Raw genomic sequence first — 17,743 nt, 5'->3', positions numbered from 1 at the left:
CAAGACCGCCCGGCAGCGCAATCCGCTTCGATGGAAGGGCCGCACGCGAAACTGGCAGCGTGTAGATGCCGTGCATCTGAACCCGGATCGCATTGACAACCAGGATGTCGCCCCGCAACGCCCTAACCAGGAGAGAAAGGCCGCCTGAAATTTATTCGTTGAGGCGACAACTAGCTTGAAAATTTCCGAAAGTGTTGTCGAGACATTTACCGCTTAAAGGTGTCTCACCGTTTAAGAGTATGGAATTGCTCACCCATGTCTCCCATCGAAAATCCTGCGAGCGCTGCCGTGTCAACGACACTGAGTATAGGTGACGGCCAGAGCCTCAATACATCTGGTCGCCGTACATTGCGCCAGCCCGAATTCGCATCTACGGTCAGACAAGTGAAAAGGCGGCACGACACTTGAAAGAGTGCTTGGCTCCCGTCGACAAACGTCCAGTATGGTTTGTTGAGCGACCTCCTCCGAGACCGGGGAGCAGCATGGATGCATGGATTGCGATTCACCTGCCCCCTTTCTGCACGTGCCAACCTCTTCAACGTATGCAAACGCGAGGACATCATGAGCATTGCGGGCACCCTGCACCATACGCGCAAGCCGCTCGAAGGCGGCGTCGGCTCAACCTATCTGGGAGAGGTCTCCCGGGCCGACATTGAGCGCGCATCCGAGTCGATCCGGGGAACCGTCGTCCGCACCCCACTGTTAGCGTACGCAGCAGCCACAGATCGAAGCGTGTTTCTCAAACCTGAGAATCTTCAGCCGCGAGGATCGTTCAAGATACGCTGCGCGTTGAATGCAGTATCCAGACTTACTCAAGATCAACTGTCGAACGGTGTTTATACGGCGAGCGCCGGGAACTTCGCCCTCGGGGTGACAGAAGCAACGAGGGTTCGGGACGCGGACGTCAGGGTGTACGTCACCGATACAGCAGCGAAGAGCAAGATCGAGGCACTTCGCACGCTGGGCGCCCGGGTGATTGAAGTCGACTACGAAAGATGGTGGGCAATACTGTGCGGTGAAACACCTGCTGGCGAAACAGGTACGTTTCTGCATCCATGTGCATGTCGCGATGTCGTCATTGGAGACGCGACTATCGGACAGGAGATATTGGAGGACCTGCCAGACGTCGACGTGATACTCGTGCCTTTCGGAGGCGGAGGACTGATAACAGGCATTGCGCTGGCATGTATGCGTTGGGGCTCCCGCGCACAAATGTATGCGTGCGAGACCGAGGCAGCGGCTCCTTTCTATTCTTCTCTTGCGGCTGGCGCTATCGTCGAAGTTCCAGTCGACTCGACACCAATGGTCTCGGGCATCGGTGTATCGACTGTGCTCGATGCAAATTGGCCATACCTCAACGCGTTGGTGGACGGCGTTGTCGTATCAACGCTTGAGGATACGGCTGAAGCCATCCGGTGCCTGGAGAAAAGCAATCATCTCGTCGTCGAGGGCGCGGGTGCAGTCGCACTTGCCGCAGCCCGCCATCCTTACTTTGCTGGCAAGCGCATTGCCGCTGTACTGACGGGCGGCGGTATTGATATGCGTGTTTTGGCTTCGGTGCTGAATGGCGAGCAATCGGGGTACCTCATGCCGTCCCGGATCCGTGACTATGAATAAGGCCATGGACCCGTAAAGTGAAGCCATATCTGGTGCTGGTTACTCCGGACCAGGCTTTTAATTTCTGTTCTTCCGAAAATTGCTGGACGCCGAAAATCAGTGGGTCCGCTTCAGCTAATCTCCATGGCCCTCGCCTGAACGGTTGACGCGCGCAAGGAAGAATGTCCGGTCTGCCATTATTCGTCAACGTCTTCATACATCGGTTTGAATCTTCATGTGGCGTCGGCGGCGAAGTAGAAAGGCGTAGACGCATTAGATAAAGGCTCGTAGGAGAGACCTGCAACTCGACGCATGACCTATGCTTTGACGGTGCGATGTCGCCAAAACGACGACGATCTTCATACCTTTGCTAAGGTTTCCTGACGGAGATGGAACATGGCTATTACGTCGGCAGGAACCTTGAAGTTACGTGAAATCTCCGATCTTCCGGCCCCTCGAGGCCTCCCGCTGATTGGAAATGCGCACCAGTTGACGCCATCGCGCGTGCATCTCATTCTCGAGCGGTGGGCACGGGAGCTTGGCACACCCTATCGTTTTCAGATCGGCTCACGGCCTGTGACGGTCTGGGACGACACGGAGTTGTGTCATTCGATTATGCGCGAGCGACCAAACGGATATCGGCGGTATTCGCCGATTGAGGAGAATCTTGACGAGATGGGTAGCAACGGCGTGTTCTCAGTCGAGGGCGCCGCATGGGAGCCGCAACGAAAGCTGGTGATGCAGGCCCTTTCCGTAGCGCATATCAAGGCGTTCTATCCCACCATGGCGGCCATCACTGAGCGTCTCAGAGTACGGTGGGAACGTGCGGCGCGTAGTAACCGCGTGGTCGAGATGACTGAAGATCTCAAACGCTATACGGTCGATGTCACCAGCGCGCTCGCGTTCGGCGACGATCCCGGAACCCTGGAGCAGGACGGCAACGTCATTCAGGAACATCTGGCGTTGATTTTTCCCATGCTAATGAACCGGATAAACGCCCCGTTCCCCTATTGGCGATACGTCAAACTGCCACGAGATCACCGGCTCGATCACGCCTTGGCCGAAGTGCATCGCTACGTGCGCTTGACGATCAATCGTGCGCGCGAGCGCATTCGAGACAGACCTCATGACGAACCCTGCAATTTACTCGAAGCCATGCTGCAGTTTCGCGACACACCGGGCTCTGGGATTACCGATGACCAAGTGGCGGCCAACGTGCTGACCATGTTGCTCGCGGGTGAAGACACCACGGCGCATTCGATCGCGTGGGCGCTTTTGTATCTGAGCTCCGACGATACGTTGCAGAGTCGGGTTTCAGACCAGTCACGCGCCGTGTTGGGAGCCGCTGGCGTGTGCCCGACTTACGAAACACTCAAGACGCTCGACTTGTGCGAGGCCGTGTGCACTGAAGCGAGTCGGTTCAGGCCCGTAATTCCCATTCATGCATTTGAGCCGCTGCAGGACGTCGAGCATCGCGGGATTCACTTGCCTGCGGGTTCCAGAATGTTCTTCTTGACGCGCCCCCCCATGCTCGACGCAAGCAATTTCGAGCATCCGGACAAATTTGATCCGGAGCGTTGGATGCATGAACGAACACCGCAGCGGGGGGCGCACGAGACGCGTGCGCATTTGCAGTTTGGCGGGGGACCGCGGGTATGTCCTGGTCGGCATCTTTCGACGGTCGAAATGCGGCTTGTCATTTCGATGTTATCGGCCGGGTTCGTTTCGCGGCTTGCAGTCGATATGAGTTCTATTCGGGAGGTGACCGCATTTACGATGGTGCCGAGTGGAATGCCAGTGCGACTTTGCCTACGGCCGTGAATGTCCGCTGGCACTCGTGGAGGCACGACAAACACGCATACACCTCACCATCGCACCCAGTCCTATCCGGCGTCGTGCTGAAGATATTTATGGGCGAACGCGATCGCCATGCTGCCCTCGCCGACCGCTGAAGCGACGCGCTTGACCGGGCTCAATCGCACATCCCCACAGGCAAACACGCCAGGAACACTCGATTCGAGGAGGTAGGGATCCCGGCTATGAGACCAGCGTCCTGCCTTGACGACGTCGTCACCGGTGAGAACATATCCGCGCGCATCGCGCGCGATTTCCGTCGGCAACCACTCGGTCTCTGCATCGGCGCCGATGAACACGAACAATCCGCCACTGTCGTGCCGACGCACTTCTGCGCTCAGTCCATCGCGTATATCGATCGCGGTCAGATGGGTATCGCCGTATGCACCGACTACTTCCGATCGCAGTTGCACTGCTACGTTTAACTTCTCGCGAAGCTGCTCGACAAGGTAGCGAGACATGCTCTTCTCAAGCGAATCGCCTCGCAAGACAAGCGTAACCATGCGCGCATGATTGGCAAAGTACAAAGCAGCCTGGCCGGCCGAGTTTCCGCCACCGATCAAATAAACGTCGAGTCCGTGAGTAGCGCTCGCCTCGCTGCGTGACGCGCCGTAGTAAATTCCTTTACCGATAAACCGGTCGAAGCCGTCGATCAAGAGGCGGCGCCACGTGACGCCTGTCGCGAGAATGATCGTTCGCGCCCGGATGACGTCGCCTCCGTCGAGGTGAACGTTACGCCCGTCGACATCGATTTGAACAACGGACCGCGTCACCAGAATCTCTGCGCCGAGCCGACTTGCCTGCTGCAGTGCACGGCTCGCGAGTTCGTCTCCCGACACGCCGTTGGGGAAGCCGAGGTAATTCTCGATACGTGAAGATGTCCCAGCCTGCCCGCCTGGCGCTTCGCGCTCCAGCACCATAGTACGCAAACCTTCCGATGCACCGTACACGGCCGCAGCGAGACCGGCCGGGCCGCCCCCAATGATCACCGTGTCGTATTCGGCGAGGCGCGGCCGCGTCTGCAGACCCAGCAACCCAGCAAGCTCGCGTGTCGCAGGTCGGCTCAGCACCGTTCCGTCGACCAGCCGCAACACCGGGCAATCCTCCTCTGACGGACGGGTTCCAGGCCAGCGCGTCGTCAGTTCGGGCGCATCCGGCGTCATCCAGTCATAGCTGATCTGGTTGCGGGCGAGGAACTGGCGCAACGCGGTGCAAGTGTTGTCCCAGCGACTTCCAATCATGGTCACGCGGGGCTTGGGCGGCTCGGCGGAGAGGCCTTGCAGCCCTCCGATACGCTCGCGCGCAAGGGTGCCCATCTTGAATGCAATTTCTGGCGACGCGGCGGCAAGTACATAGTAATGCTGAGCGTCCACGCGCATTACACGCGACGGCTCTGCGGCCCGATAGGCGCCTGGAAACGGCGAACTCAGCGCGAGCGGCACTTCGCCAAAAATGGTTCCGGGCAGACGCCAGCCCAACGTGCGCTCGATACCGTCGAACGTCTTGACGACTTCCATCTTGCCGGCCAGAACGGCATAGAGCGCGCGCTCCCCACCTTCATGAACCGCGAATTCACCCGCACACAGATGCAGGTCTGCCGACGTATGCGCGAGATGGTTCAGTTCGTTGTCAGGGAGTGTTGAAAACAGCGGAATCGCCCGGATGTCGTCGCGTGTCAGCATGGCTTCGTCCCGTGCGAGAGAGATAGCAGGCAGATCAAGCCAGTATATGACTTTCGAATGCGAATGTTTATTCGCTGGAGCCACTTCCCCGGTCTAAATCAGCGCTACGCCTCCCACCCAGGTACAGAACCGGCACGGCGCTGTTACGGCTCAGCCCGCACGCCCGACCAACTCCGCCAGCACCGTCTGATAAGCGGTGCTGCCCATCACCCGCTCGTTCACGCCGTCTTCGAAATCGATCCATCCTGAATTGAAGCCGTCGATCATCTCGACGCGCGGCGCGGGCCAAGCCGTGCCTTGCGACTGAAACAGCGCTTCCCATTGATCGCGCGGCACCGCTTGAGCCTTTACCGAGCGCCCGAGCAGGCCGCCGAGCATCGCGGCGATGTCATCTTGCGTATAGCGCCGCGGCCCCTCAATCTCGATCACGCGGCGACCCTGCCACGACTGAGCAAGCGTTTCAGCAATCACCTGGCCGATATCCGCGGTTGCGATCATCGGATACGCACGGCCGAGCGGTTGCAGGAAACTCGACATCACGCCCGTTTCGCGTGCCGGCGCGATATCCCACAACGAGTTCTCCATAAACCACGCGGGCCGCAAAATCGCCGTCGGAATTGGCAGATCCGCGAGCGCTCCTTCGAGAATATGCACTTGCGTGATGAGACCGAGACCCGACTCCCGTTGCCCGCCGATCGACGACAACGCCGCGACGCGCTCAGGTCTTGCCTGCAACAGCGCCTCTTTCAGCACCGCCGCCGCTGCGTGCGCGTTCGGATAACCCGGCTGCGGCGCGAAGTTCGGCGCCACCATCACGAAGACGCCGGCCGTACCGCTGAACGCCGCGGTGAGTGCGTCCGCATCTTCGAAAGATGCAACCGCCACTTCGGCGCCCCGCTCCCGCCACTCCGCGGCCTTGCTTTTGTCGCGTAAGACGGCGCGCACTGCATGCCCCGCCTCCAATAAGGCGCGCGCCGCCGCGCCACCGACCTGCCCTGTCACACCCGTAATTGCATACATGTCCGTCGCTCCGTGAACACGGCCAATGCCGCGTTGAGTGAGATTCTCGGCGCTTCCTGGCGATTTCACGAGAGCATGAATGTCATTTAATTCATGACTCGATGGCATGTAAAGCGTCTTCCGGCGACTTGCGATGCAAAAAAATGAGTTTGACAAACTATCTTTAGATATATATCTTACGACACATCTTAAGACACAAATGGGAGTACCCAAGATGCGTCATCAACATCGTTTTTCCCGTTCGCGTGGCGCGGACGAAGGTTTCTTCGCAGGGCATGACCGCCCGTCTTTGCATGCGCTTTGGCATGCGTTTGCCCGTCACTACGAGCTCGGCAACGAAGCGCGCGGTGAAGGTTTCGAACGGCGTCACGGCGGACGTGGCGATTGGCACGAGTTTCACGGCGACGAACGCGGCCGCGGAGAACGGCACGGGTTCCACGGCCATGATCGTGGCCACGGCAACCGACACGAGTTTCACGGCGACGAACGCGGCCATGGCGACCGAGGTGAACGCGACGACTGCGGCGATTTCGGCCACGACCACCGCTTTGGCCGCCACGGCCACGACCGTTTCTCCCTGCACGCACTATGGCACGCGATCGGCCGCCACGACGAGTATCGCGGCGGCGGCCGCGGTGGACGCTTCGGCGGCGGCGGCCCGGGCGGCTTCGGTGGCGACGGCGATGGTTTCCCGCGCGGCCGCAAATTCAGCTCCGACGACCTGCAATTGCTGCTGCTCTCGATGATCGACGCGCAGCCGAGCCACGGCTACGAACTGATCAAGGCGCTCGAAACGCGTTCGAACGGCTTCTACAGCCCGAGTCCCGGCATGGTCTATCCGGCGCTCACGTATCTGGAAGAACTGGGCTATGTGACCGTGCAGCTCGAAGGCAACCGCAAGCGCTACGAACTGTCGGAAGCGGGCCGCGAGTACCTGGCCGCCAACCGCGAGCGCGTCGAATTGATGCTCGCCAAGCTGACACATATCGCCCGAAAAATGGATTCCGTGCGCCGTGCGTTTGCCGGTGAAGAGCCGGCCGACATCAGCGAAGGCGGCTGGTTGCCCGAACTGAGCGAAGCGCGCCGCGCGCTGAAGCATGCGCTCCTGCGCCGTGACAACGTGCCGGCCGCCGAACAGCGCCGCATCGCCGCGATCCTGATGCGCGCGGCCAATGAAATCGAAGGCAAACGCAATCCCGGCAGTGAAGGCAGCGGCGAACCGACCGCCTGAAATCGCGCTATCCGGCACTCGCGTTCGAAGGTGCCCATGAGCATCTTCGAACGCAAGACAAACCAACAGGAGTAGCACCCTTATGCTGGCAAATGACAACCGGGCCGATCTGGCCGTCCATCGCGTGCGACATCCGCTGAAGTTCCGTCTGTTGCAGGTCAAAGAGGTTCACGCACTGACCCCGCACATGATTCGAGTCACCTTCACGGGCGAGGATCTACACGACTTCGTCTCCGCTTCGTTCGACGATCACATCAAAGTGTTCTTCCCCGAGCCCGGCGCCGACAAACCATTGCTGCCCGAAGCCGGCCCTGACGGCCCTGTATTTCCCGCCGGCCAGCCGCGGCCGATCGCTCGCGATTTCACACCGCGCCGCTTCGACGCTGAAGCGCGCGAACTGGACATCGAGTTCGCCATGCACGAGGCGGGCCCGGCTGCAACGTGGGCGGCGCAAGCCAAAGTGGGCCAGTACCTGGGCATTGGCGGCCCGCGCGGCTCACTGGTGATACCAACCGGTTTCGACTGGCATCTGCTGATCGGCGACGACACCGCGCTGCCGGCCATTGCCCGCCGCCTCGAAGAGCTGCCTGCCGGCACACGCGTCGCGGCGGTGATCGAAGTGGCCGATCCGTCGGCACAGATCGAATTCGCGACGCAGGCCGAACTGCATATGGTCTGGCGCTACCGCGGCGAATCGGGCTATCGCGGCGAGGCTTTGCTGCAAGCGGTACGCGAAATCTACTTGCCTGAAGACGGCGAAGGCTATGTATGGGCCGCCGGCGAATCCGCGACGATGCGTGCGGTGCGTTACCACCTGTGCACGGAACGTGGCGTCGACAAGTCGCGTATTCGCGCGGCCAGCTACTGGAAACAGGGTGCCGAAGCGGTACATGAAACACTCGACGACTGACTGCCCGAAGCGTGCGCGCAATGAACTGCGCGCATTGGGTAAACCTCCTGAGCGGCGTGCGTCGAACAAAAACAGGGAATTGACCGATGTATTCAATAAGCTCAAGGCATGAGCGCCGTTTGCTATGGCTGCTTGCGCTGACGCAGTTCACCATCATCATGGACTTCATGGTGATGATGCCGCTCGGGCCGCAGATCATGCTCTCGTTCAGTATCACACCCGCCGCGTTTGCGACGGCCGTATCGGCGTATTCGTGGTGTTCGGGTCTGTCGGGTTTATTCGCGGCGACCTATATCGACCGCTTCGACCGGCGTCGTCTGTTGCTGACCGTCTATGCGCTGTTCGCGCTATCGAATCTCGCCTGCGCGTTGGCGAGCAGCTTCCCCCTTCTGCTTGCGGCACGTGCTTTTGCGGGCATAACGGGTGGCGTGTTGGGCTCCGTGATCATGGCGATCGTCGGCGACGTGATTCCGGTGCAACGCCGCGGCGCCGCGACCGGCACGATCATGACCGCCTTTTCATTGGCTGCGATTGCTGGCGTGCCGGCAGGCGTGATGCTAGGCGCGCACTTCAACTGGGCCGCGCCGTTCTATTTGCTGGTGGTGCTGTCGCTACTCGTCTGGGTGGCGGGTTGGCAACTAGTCCCTTCGCTTGCCGAACATTTGAGCCGCCGCCAGCCCGCGCTTGGCGAAGTGCTGCCTGATTTATGGCGGCTGTTGAGCAACCCGCGACATATGAATGCGTTTGCGCTGACGTTCATGATGATGATCGCGCATATGCTGGTGATCCCGTTTATCTCGCCGATCCTGGTTGCCAATCACGGCGTGGCCCCGACGCAGTTGTCGTGGCTGTATATGGCGGGTGGCGCGGCAACGTTCTTCACATCGCGCCGCGTGGGCAGACTTGCTGACCGATTCGGCGCGCGGCGCGTATTCCGGATTGCGGCGGTACTTTCGTTTCTGCCCGTCCTGTTGGTGACGCATCTGCCGGATCTACCGTTCTACGCGCTCGTGATGTTTTTCCCGTTTTTCATGGTACTGCTATCCGGTCGAATGGTACCCATGCAGGCACTGCTGACAACCGTACCCGAGCCCTCCCGCCGGGGTGCATTTCTAAGCGCCAACAGTGCGCTGCAGGCCTTGGGCACGGGATGTGGCGCATGGATTGGCGGCTTGATGCTGAGCAGTTCGTCGACCGGGCAAATCACAGGATATGGGACAGTAGGCTGGGTAGCCGTAGCCGTCGCGCTGATCGGCGTACTCTGGATTTCCCGGGTTCACGGCGCGCAGAGCGTGTTACCCCCGACAGGCATACTGCGAGGCGACACAGTCGGAGAAGGATAATAACGAGCGCGCCGACGGCGCGTTAGAAGCACCGCATCGGCGCGCGCAGCGCCGCCGGAAGAATGACAGCCTTGTCACTAGCGCCGAATGTGCGAGAGCACAGATTCCAGATGCACCACTACCGCAACTGCGCGGGGGCTCCGCTTAAGAGCTAGCGGTGTGAAGCGGCTTTCTTTGCTTATCTTTCTTTGCCGCGGCAAAGAAAGTAAGTGCCGCCCCGCACAGGGGCAACGCTAATAGACCAATAACAATTCAAGGAAAGGCCAACACCGCAGGCATACAAGCAGAACAAGCACCATCTACTTCATCCAGCATCAGCCCCCAACCCCACCAACGGATGCGTCTCCCTCTTCCACGGCGAAGCCAAAAAATGCCGAACCCGTTCCGGCCGCACTTCAGCAAGCGTCGCAGGCGCCCACCGGCACTTACGATCCTTATCGATCAATTGGGCCCTCACACCTTCGCAGAAGTCCCCCTCCTCGACCACCCGCTTAACAATACCCAGCTCCATTCGAAAGCAGTCCGCCAGGCTCATCTGCCGCCCACGCAGTAGCGCCTCCCGCGTGACATACAACATCGTGGGCGAATGCCCAACCATCGCATCATAAGCAGCCTGCAGCCACTGCTTCACCTCACGCGCAGGCTCGCGCTCCAGATCCTGACGCAACGTCGCGACGATCCGCTCGATGCTCGAGCGCCGATCGAAATGCCTCAACATCAACTGCGTAAAAGGCCCCAACGCAGCATGCGGAATAATATTGCACGGCGGCTCGAACACCCCACGCAACGCCGCCATCAAATCCCCCGCGTGCGGCATGCGTTGCAAGCGCTCTTCGAAAGTCCCGAGCCACTCCGCCGGCACGCACAGATCCGCCAACTGCAAGCGCAACGCGTCAGCGCCGGACAACGTCACACCCGTGAGCCCGACATACAGTTCGACCTCCGCCGGCATCACACCAAGGAAACGCGTCGCCCCCACATCCGGCAGAAAGCCAATGCGCGTCTCCGGCATCGCGATCTTGCTGCGCTCCGTGACAATGCGCAGCCGCGCAGCCTGACCGAGCCCCATGCCGCCGCCCATCGAGATACCGTCGAGCAAAGCAACCACAGGCTTCGGAAACGTGTGCAACGCATAGTCGAGCCGGTACTCGTCGACGAAGAACGCCAGCCACCGGCTGTCGCCATTCTTGGCGAGCCGGTGTACCTCACGCACATCGCCGCCGGCGCAAAAACCCTTGGCGCCCGCGCCTTTCAGCACGAGCGCAACGATACCGTCATCGGTACGGCAATGTTCGACCAGGACGGCAAGCTCGCGCACCATCGCGTGCGACAGCGCATTGAGCGCGGCCGGCCGGTTCAGCGTGATGATCGCCACACGGTTGACGACGCGAAACAGAATCTCGCGCTCCGCTTCGACGCTCGTATCGAGCGCGACGCTCTGCACGGCGCTCATCGAAGGTTCTCCTGCTCGCCATTGGCACGCTGTTCGGCGTGCGCTACGGCCTGCGTCACCTGCCAGCGCGGCGCACGTTTCTCGAGGAATGCATTGACGCCTTCGCGCTGGTCGGCGCCGTCGAACAGGTCGACAAAGCGTTCCCGTTCCACCGCCAGGGCCGCCGCACGCGGCACGCCGTTGCGCCCCTGGTGGATCAGCGTCTTGCTGAAGCCGACCGCTTGAGGGCTAAGGGTCGCGACACGCGCCGCCATCGTCAACGCGGCCTCGCGCGCTGCGCCTTTTTCCACCACTTCTTCGACGAGACCGATACGCAATGCGGTTGCCGCATCGACGCGTTCACCGGTCAGAATCATCCGCTTGGCCCAGCCTTCGCCGACCAGCCACGGCAGCGTCTGCGTACCGCAGCCGCACGGCAGCAAACCGACCGCCGTTTCGGGCAAAGCCATCAACGCGTGTTGCTCGGCGATGCGAATGTCGCAGGCCAGCGCGCATTCGAGCCCGCCGCCCATCGCGTAGCCGTTGATCGCGGCGATCACCACCGGACGCGCGTTCTGCAAGGTCTCGAACGCCGCGCCGAAACGCGTCGCCGCTGTGCGCGCGACTTCGCGATTGCCGTCGGCGAACGTGTTCAGGTCGGCGCCCGCGCTGAAGAACTTGGGGCCGTCGCCCGTGATCACGATCGCCCGCACGCGCGCCTCGCCGTTCAGCTGCTCAACGGTGTGCTGCAACTGCATCAAGCCGTCCGGCGTGAAAGCATTCGCGGGCGGCCGTTTGAGCGTCAGCAGCGCGACAGCGCCGTCGTGTGCGTAGTCGAGTTCGATCATGACGCGTCTCCGTCCTTGCGATAGAGCTTGATCACGGCCGAGAAGTCCAGACGACCCGCGCCCTTCGTGCTCATTGTTTGATAAAGCTGTTGCGCGAGCGCGCCGAGATACACCGGTTGACGCGCGAACTTCGCGGCGTCGGTGGCGAGGCCCAGGTCCTTCAACATCAGATCAGTGCCGAAGCCGCCGGTATAACCGCGCGTGGACGGCGCGGTTTCGATCACGCCGGGCATCGGGTTATACGTGTCCGAACTCCAGCAGCGGCCCGTCGAGGTATTGATGATGCCGCCCAGTACTTTCGAGTCGATGCCAAGCGCCTCGCCCAGCGACATGGCCTCGGCCACGCCCGCCATCGTGATGCCGAGCACGAGGTTGTTGCAGATCTTCGCGACCTGGCCGGTGCCGGTCTCGCCGCAATGCACGATGTTCTTGCCCATCGCCGACAACACCGGTTTGACCTGCTCATACGCGCTCACGCTGCCGCCGACCATGAAGGTCAGCGTGCCCGCCGCCGCGCCGCCGGTGCCGCCCGAAACGGGCGCGTCGACGAAGGTATTACCGCGTTGCTCCGCAAGTTCGGCAAACTCCTTCACGCTCGCCGGGTCGATCGTGCTCGAATCGATGATCGTCACGCCTTCCGCGATGCCGGCGAAGACACCGTCATCCGCTATCAGCACGCTACGCACATGAACGGCTGCGGGCAGCATCGTCACCACGCATTCGACGTCGGTCACCGCGGCTTTCGGCGAATTTGCCGCTTTAGCACCCGCATCGACGAGCGCCTGGACAGCTTGCGCGTTGAGGTCGAATACGTTGACCGCGTGGCCTGCCTTCAGCAGATTGAGCGCCATCGGCGCGCCCATATTGCCCAGTCCGATAAAGCCAATTTTCATGGTGTCGTCTCCTGTCGATGGGAGTTAGCGCTTTAGCGCTTACTCCCGTCCCATGCAAAGCTCGATGGGAGTTAGCGCTTTAGCGCTTACTCCCGTCCCATGCAAAGCTCGATGGGAGTTAGCGCTTTAGCGCTTACTCCCATCCCATGCAAAGCAATAAACCTTTGATCTCAGCGCAAGCTGATAGTCGTATTAACACCGTCGTTGACGGTATCGTCGTCGAACCAGCGGGCGGTTACCGTCTTGGTCTGCGTGTAGAACTGCACAACCTGCTTACCATACGGCCCGAGGTCGCCAAGTTTCGAGCCACGCGAACCGGTAAAGCTGAAAGACGGCACGGGCACCGGAATCGGAATATTGATGCCGACCTGCCCGATATCGATCTCGCTCTGGAATTTGCGCGCCGCCGCGCCGCTTTGCGTGAAGAGGCCCACGCCGTTGCCAAACGGATTGCGATTGACGAGCGCAATCGCGTCATCGAGCGTGGCGGCATTCAGCACCACCAGCACCGGACCAAAAATTTCCTGACGGTAGATTTCCATCTCGGTGGTGACATCGGTGAACACCGTCGGGCCGATGAAGTTTCCTTGCTCGTAGCCCGGAACCTTCACGTCGCGGCCGTCGAGCGCCAAGGTTGCGCCCTCTTTCACACCCGTTTCGATCAGGCCGAGAATGCGTTGCTTCGCCGCGCGTGAAACCACCGGCCCAATGTCCGTATTCGGCTCGTTACCCGCGTTGACCTTCAGCGTCTTCGCCTTCGCGACCAGATCGGGCAGCCATTGCTGCGCCGCGCCGACCAGCACGACCACCGAAGTCGCCATGCAACGCTGTCCTGCTGCGCCGAACCCTGCACCGGCCAGCGCATTCAAGGTCTGTTCACGGTTCGCATCAGGCAGCACGACTGCGTGGTTCTTCGCGCCCATCATCGACTGCACGCGCTTGCCGTGTTCGCTCCCGAGGCGATAAACATGGGTGCCAACCGCCGTCGAGCCGACAAACGAAATCGCTTTCACCAGATCGTGCGTGCAAAGCGCGTCGACCACATCCCTGCCGCCGTGCACGACATTCAGCACACCCTTTGGCACGCCGGCTTCGAGCGCCAGTTCGACCAGTTGCATCGTCGACAGCGGATCCTGCTCGGAAGGCTTCAGCACGAACGTATTGCCGCAGACGATCGCCATCGGGAACATCCACAACGGGATCATCGCGGGAAAATTGAACGGCGTGATACCGGCGCAAACGCCAATCGGCTGACGTAGCGTGTAGGTATCCACACCACCTGCGACGTTCTCGGCGAATTCACCTTGCTGCAAGGTACCGATCGAGCAGGCATGCTCGACCACTTCGAGCCCGCGGAAGATATCGCCTTCCGCATCGGGAATCGTCTTGCCCTGCTCGGCGCTCAGCGTCTTGGCGATGCGCGGCGAATGCTCGCGAATCAGCGCCTGAAACTTCAGCATGATGCGCATGCGCGCGCCGATCGGCGTGTCTTTCCACGTCTTGAACGCGGTGTGCGCCGAACGGATTGCTTCGTTCACTTCATCGGCGGTGGCGAACGGCACGCGTGCGAGTACCTCTTGCGTAGCCGGGTTGACGATGTCGCGCCATTCAGTGGTTTTGGATTCGACGAACTCGCCGTTGATCAGCAGTTTGATGGTGGCGACCTGGTTCGAAGCAATTGCGCTCATGCTGGCACTCCTGTGCAGTGGCCGCCTGGCGGCCGGACAGTGACTGGGAACAAAAAATAATTAACGCAGATCCGGGAAGTCTTCTTCCCAATACTCGCCGGGCAGGCGCGCGGGCTCGGCCTCGCGCTCCATTTCGCGACGCCGCAATTCGACGCGGCGAATCTTGCCGGAGATGGTTTTAGGCAACTCGCTGAACTGGAGGCGGCGAATCCGCTTGTACGGTGCGAGTTTTTCGCGCGAGAACGCGAAGACCGCACGTGCGAGTTCGGGACCGGCTTCATAGCCGTGACGCACAGTGACGAACGCTTTGGGGACCGACAGGCGCAGCGCATCGGCACTCGGTACCACAGCCGCTTCGCCGATCGCTTCGTGTTCGATCAGCACGCTTTCGAGTTCGAACGGGCTCAGTCTGTAGTCGGACGACTTGAAAACATCATCGGCGCGGCCGACGTAGACGTAGTAGCCGTCATCACGGCGCAATGCGACGTCGGAGGTGTGATAGAAACCGTTGCGCATGGCTTGCGCGGTGGCCTTTGCATTGTTCGCGTAGCCGGTCATCAAACCGAGCGGACGCTCGGCCAAAGGCAGCGAGATTTCGCCTTCGGTGACGGGTTGATCGTCGGCATCGAGGAGTTCGATTTTATAGCCCGGCAGCGGACGGCCCATCGAGCCCGGCACCACCGGTTGCCCCGGCGGGTTGCCGATCTGGCAGGTCGTTTCGGTCTGGCCGAAGCCGTCGCGAATCGTGATGCCCCACGCATGCTTGACGCGTTCGATGATCTCCGGATTCAACGGCTCGCCCGCACCGACGATTTCGCGCAGTTTCACCGGATAGTCGGTGAGATGCTCCTGCACGAGCATGCGCCACACAGTCGGCGGCGCACACAGCGTGGTGACGTTGAAACGCACCAGCACGTCGAGCGTGTCTTTCGGCACGAAGCGCGGAAAATTGAAAACGAACACGCAGGCTTGCGCATTCCACGGCGCGTAGAAGCAGCTCCATGCGTGTTTGGCCCAACCCGGCGAGCTGATGTTCCAGTGGATGTCGTTGGGTTGCAGGCCGATCCAGTACATGGTCGACAGATGGCCGATCGGGTAACTCTGGTGCGTATGCTCGACCAGCTTCGGCTTGGATGTAGTGCCCGAGGTGAAATACAGCAGCAGAGGATCGGTGGCGTGCGTCACGCCTTCGGGGGTAAATTGCGGCGACGCATCATAGGCCGCTGCAAGATCGATCCAACCATCGCGCGGCGTGCCGACCGAGATGCGTGTGAGCGGCACGTCGAGTGCGTCGAACTTGGCCAGTTCCGCGCTATCGACCACCACGAACTGCGCGCCGCCGATCTGCACCCGGTCGCGCACGTCGTCGGCGGAAAGCTGGGTGGTGGCCGGCAGGACGATTGCGCCGAGCTTCATGGCCGCGAGCATTACGTCCCAAAGTTCGACGCGGTTCGGCAACATCAGCAGCAAGCGGTCGCCGCGCCCCACGCCAACCCCGCGCAGGAAGTTCGCCATGCGCGACGAGCGCTCCGACATCTGCGCGTAGGACAGACGCAATCCGTCGCTGGCCGGATCATCGACGATCCACAGCGCCGGGTTGTCATTGTCGCGCGCGATCACATCGAAGTAGTCGAGCGCCCAGTTGAACTGGCCTGGCGTCGGCCACGCGAATTCGCGGTAGGCGCGGTCGTAGTCGGTTCGATGGCGCAATAACAGGTCGCGCGCTTCGAGAAAGCCCTTCGCTGCAGTCATCGTCGTCTCCAATTCCATGCTGGTGGCGCGGTATGCGCTCTGTTTATTGCCTTACTAGCAGGCTATTTTGCGCTCAAACGCCTTCCAGCTTGCGTTTAAACATGGCGCGCGATAACCATTCGCTGCACTTCGCTGGTTCCTTCGTAAATCTGTGTGATGCGGGCGTCACGATAGTGGCGTTCCACCGCATAGTCTTCAAGGTAGCCGTAGCCGCCGTGAATCTGGATCGCCTTCGAGCAGACTTCCTCGGCGAGTTCCGACGCAAACAGCTTGGCCTGCGATGCCTCGGACAAACACGGCTTGCCTGCCGTGCGCAAGCGCGCCGCGTGGTGCACGAGCAGACGCGCGGCGTTCAGGCGGGTCGCCATGTCGGCGAGCATGTTGGCAATGGTCTGGTGGTCCTTCAGCGCCTTGCCGAACTGGATACGTTCGTTCGCGTAGAGGCGAGCGGCATCGAATGCGGCTCGCGCGATACCGACCGCCTGCGCCGCAATCCCGATGCGCCCGCCCTCGAGATTCGACAACGCAATGCGCAGGCCTTCGCCCGGTTCGCCAAGCAGATTGGCTTCGGGCACCGCGCAATCGTCGAGCGAGATCGGGCAGGTGTCGGATGCGCGAATGCCAAGCTTGTGCTCCGGCTTGCCGACGTTGAAACCCGGGGTATCGGTCGGCACGATGAAGGCGGACAGACCACGCTTGCCGCGGTCGGGATCGGTGACGGCGAACACGATCGCGATGTTGGCGCGCGCGCCGTTGGTCACGAACTGCTTGTTGCCGTTGAGAATCCATTTGCCGTCGCGCAGTACCGCGCGGGTGCGCAGATTATTCGCCTCGGAACCCGCTTGCGGCTCGGTCAGGCAGAACGCACCGATGCGGCGTCCCGTGGCGAGGTCTTGCAGATAGCGGTCTTTTTGCGCGTCCGTGCCGAAGTTCAGGATCGGCCCGCAGCCGACCGAGTTGTGCACGCTCATCAGCGTGGCGCAGGCGGCGCAGCCCGCGGCGATCTCTTCGAGGGCGAGCGCATAGGCCACGTAGTCGGTATAGACGCCGCCCCACTCGGGCGGCACGATCATGCCGAGAAAGCCGAGCTCGCCCATTTGCGTCACGACTTCCGCCGGCAGCTTCGCGTCGCGGTCCCACTGCCCGGCGTGCGGCGCGAGGCGCTCAGTGGCGAAGTCGCGGGCGGCGTCGCGGATCATCCGCTGTTCGTCGGTGTAGAAGGTGTCCATCGTTCGATCCTGTTAGGTGCATCGCGTCGCGGCGGCGAGGCGCTGCCTCGTCATTGCGACGCATCGCGGGGGTGGCCGGCCTCGCCGTGGTGTCTCCGGACGATGCGGCCCGCGATCGGTTAAGGCCAAGTGTAGGGAAGCTTCTGGACAGGTTCGATGCTCTGCCCGATCATTCTGGGTGAGCGCATTTGCCATACCGGCATCATGCAACGTTGATTCAGGCCACAATTTCAAAGGCTTAGCGAATCGCCACACGAAAAATGTT

General features: G+C 61.2%; 13 protein-coding genes. 5 read left to right on the top strand and 8 right to left on the bottom strand.

The annotated features are described in order from the left end of the window. Positions 1–561: 561 nt before the first annotated feature. Together KHO31_RS18615 and KHO31_RS18610 are read left to right on the top strand one after the other, a co-directional pair. On the top strand, positions 562–1,617 hold the full coding sequence (locus KHO31_RS18615) for a pyridoxal-phosphate dependent enzyme (RefSeq protein ID WP_201085034.1): 1,056 nt from the start codon (positions 562–564) through the stop codon (positions 1,615–1,617). Positions 1,618–1,992: 375 nt separating this feature from the next. Next, entirely contained in the window at positions 1,993–3,417 is a 1,425-nt protein-coding gene (locus tag KHO31_RS18610; protein ID WP_211623884.1) for a cytochrome P450, read from the top strand. Between the two features lie 62 nt (positions 3,418–3,479). On the opposite strand, the gene KHO31_RS18605 is transcribed toward KHO31_RS18610, so the two are convergent. Both KHO31_RS18605 and KHO31_RS18600 read right to left on the bottom strand, forming a co-directional pair. Next, positions 3,480–5,132, bottom strand: a complete 1,653-nt coding sequence (locus tag KHO31_RS18605) for an FAD-dependent oxidoreductase (RefSeq protein ID WP_201085032.1) — start codon at positions 5,130–5,132, stop codon at positions 3,480–3,482. Between the two features lie 150 nt (positions 5,133–5,282). Next, entirely contained in the window at positions 5,283–6,152 is an 870-nt protein-coding gene (locus KHO31_RS18600) for an NmrA family NAD(P)-binding protein (protein WP_201122830.1), read from the bottom strand. Positions 6,153–6,366: 214 nt separating this feature from the next. On the opposite strand from KHO31_RS18600, the gene KHO31_RS18595 reads away from it, so the two are divergent. The 3 genes from KHO31_RS18595 (at position 6,367) to KHO31_RS18585 (ending at position 9,636) form a co-directional block, all read left to right on the top strand. After that, on the top strand, positions 6,367–7,383 hold the full coding sequence (locus tag KHO31_RS18595) for a PadR family transcriptional regulator (protein ID WP_236071305.1): 1,017 nt from the start codon (positions 6,367–6,369) through the stop codon (positions 7,381–7,383). Positions 7,384–7,465: 82 nt separating this feature from the next. Next, on the top strand, positions 7,466–8,293 hold the full coding sequence (locus KHO31_RS18590) for a siderophore-interacting protein (protein ID WP_201072574.1): 828 nt from the start codon (positions 7,466–7,468) through the stop codon (positions 8,291–8,293). 86 nt (positions 8,294–8,379) lie between these two features. Further along, on the top strand, positions 8,380–9,636 hold the full coding sequence (locus tag KHO31_RS18585; RefSeq protein ID WP_201085031.1) for an MFS transporter: 1,257 nt from the start codon (positions 8,380–8,382) through the stop codon (positions 9,634–9,636). A 304-nt stretch (positions 9,637–9,940) separates the two neighbouring features. Here the strand turns inward: KHO31_RS18585 and KHO31_RS18580 are convergent, their stop codons facing one another. The 6 genes from KHO31_RS18580 to KHO31_RS18555 all read right to left on the bottom strand — a co-directional run bounded on the left by KHO31_RS18580 (position 9,941) and on the right by KHO31_RS18555 (position 17,478). Further along, positions 9,941–11,089 (bottom strand): enoyl-CoA hydratase/isomerase family protein, encoded by a 1,149-nt coding sequence (locus KHO31_RS18580; protein ID WP_201085030.1) that lies wholly within the window; start codon positions 11,087–11,089, stop codon positions 9,941–9,943. Continuing rightward, positions 11,086–11,916 (bottom strand): enoyl-CoA hydratase, encoded by an 831-nt coding sequence (locus KHO31_RS18575; protein ID WP_211623881.1) that lies wholly within the window; start codon positions 11,914–11,916, stop codon positions 11,086–11,088. The genes KHO31_RS18580 and KHO31_RS18575 overlap by 4 nt, the downstream gene beginning before the upstream one ends. Next, positions 11,913–12,809: a 3-hydroxyisobutyrate dehydrogenase gene (mmsB, locus tag KHO31_RS18570; protein ID WP_201072566.1), complete on the bottom strand. Its 897-nt coding sequence runs from the start codon at positions 12,807–12,809 to the stop codon at positions 11,913–11,915. The genes KHO31_RS18575 and mmsB overlap by 4 nt, the downstream gene beginning before the upstream one ends. A gap of 170 nt (positions 12,810–12,979) precedes the next feature. Beyond that, positions 12,980–14,497 carry a CoA-acylating methylmalonate-semialdehyde dehydrogenase gene (locus KHO31_RS18565; protein ID WP_211623879.1) on the bottom strand — a complete coding sequence of 506 codons (1,518 nt, stop codon included), beginning with the start codon at positions 14,495–14,497 and terminating at the stop codon, positions 12,980–12,982. 60 nt (positions 14,498–14,557) lie between these two features. Further along, complete coding sequence (locus KHO31_RS18560; protein ID WP_201072561.1) at positions 14,558–16,249, bottom strand: AMP-binding protein; 1,692 nt, start codon at positions 16,247–16,249, stop codon at positions 14,558–14,560. 95 nt (positions 16,250–16,344) lie between these two features. Beyond that, entirely contained in the window at positions 16,345–17,478 is a 1,134-nt protein-coding gene (locus KHO31_RS18555; protein WP_201072558.1) for an acyl-CoA dehydrogenase, read from the bottom strand. Positions 17,479–17,743 lie beyond the last annotated feature (265 nt).

The organism is Paraburkholderia domus (genome assembly GCF_905220705.1).
In the GTDB taxonomy this organism is placed as follows: domain Bacteria; phylum Pseudomonadota; class Gammaproteobacteria; order Burkholderiales; family Burkholderiaceae; genus Paraburkholderia; species Paraburkholderia domus.
Note: the sequence above shows the minus strand (reverse complement) of the source record. Positions and strands in the feature narration are given on the sequence as shown.

Bases quoted from the DNA above. Each gene is read 5' to 3' on its own strand.
- mmsB (WP_201072566.1), bottom strand. From the start codon at position 12,809: ATGAAAATTGGCTTTATCGGACTGGGCAATATGGGCGCGCCGATGGCG.
- KHO31_RS18555 (WP_201072558.1), bottom strand. From the start codon at position 17,478: ATGGACACCTTCTACACCGACGAACAGCGGATGATCCGCGACGCCGCC.
- KHO31_RS18610 (WP_211623884.1), top strand. From the start codon at position 1,993: ATGGCTATTACGTCGGCAGGAACCTTGAAGTTACGTGAAATCTCCGAT.
- KHO31_RS18615 (WP_201085034.1), top strand. From the start codon at position 562: ATGAGCATTGCGGGCACCCTGCACCATACGCGCAAGCCGCTCGAAGGC.
- KHO31_RS18580 (WP_201085030.1), bottom strand. From the start codon at position 11,089: ATGAGCGCCGTGCAGAGCGTCGCGCTCGATACGAGCGTCGAAGCGGAG.
- KHO31_RS18600 (WP_201122830.1), bottom strand. From the start codon at position 6,152: ATGTATGCAATTACGGGTGTGACAGGGCAGGTCGGTGGCGCGGCGGCG.
- KHO31_RS18575 (WP_211623881.1), bottom strand. From the start codon at position 11,916: ATGATCGAACTCGACTACGCACACGACGGCGCTGTCGCGCTGCTGACG.
- KHO31_RS18605 (WP_201085032.1), bottom strand. From the start codon at position 5,132: ATGCTGACACGCGACGACATCCGGGCGATTCCGCTGTTTTCAACACTC.
- KHO31_RS18565 (WP_211623879.1), bottom strand. From the start codon at position 14,497: ATGAGCGCAATTGCTTCGAACCAGGTCGCCACCATCAAACTGCTGATC.
- KHO31_RS18560 (WP_201072561.1), bottom strand. From the start codon at position 16,249: ATGACTGCAGCGAAGGGCTTTCTCGAAGCGCGCGACCTGTTATTGCGC.
- KHO31_RS18590 (WP_201072574.1), top strand. From the start codon at position 7,466: ATGCTGGCAAATGACAACCGGGCCGATCTGGCCGTCCATCGCGTGCGA.
- KHO31_RS18595 (WP_236071305.1), top strand. From the start codon at position 6,367: ATGCGTCATCAACATCGTTTTTCCCGTTCGCGTGGCGCGGACGAAGGT.
- KHO31_RS18585 (WP_201085031.1), top strand. From the start codon at position 8,380: ATGTATTCAATAAGCTCAAGGCATGAGCGCCGTTTGCTATGGCTGCTT.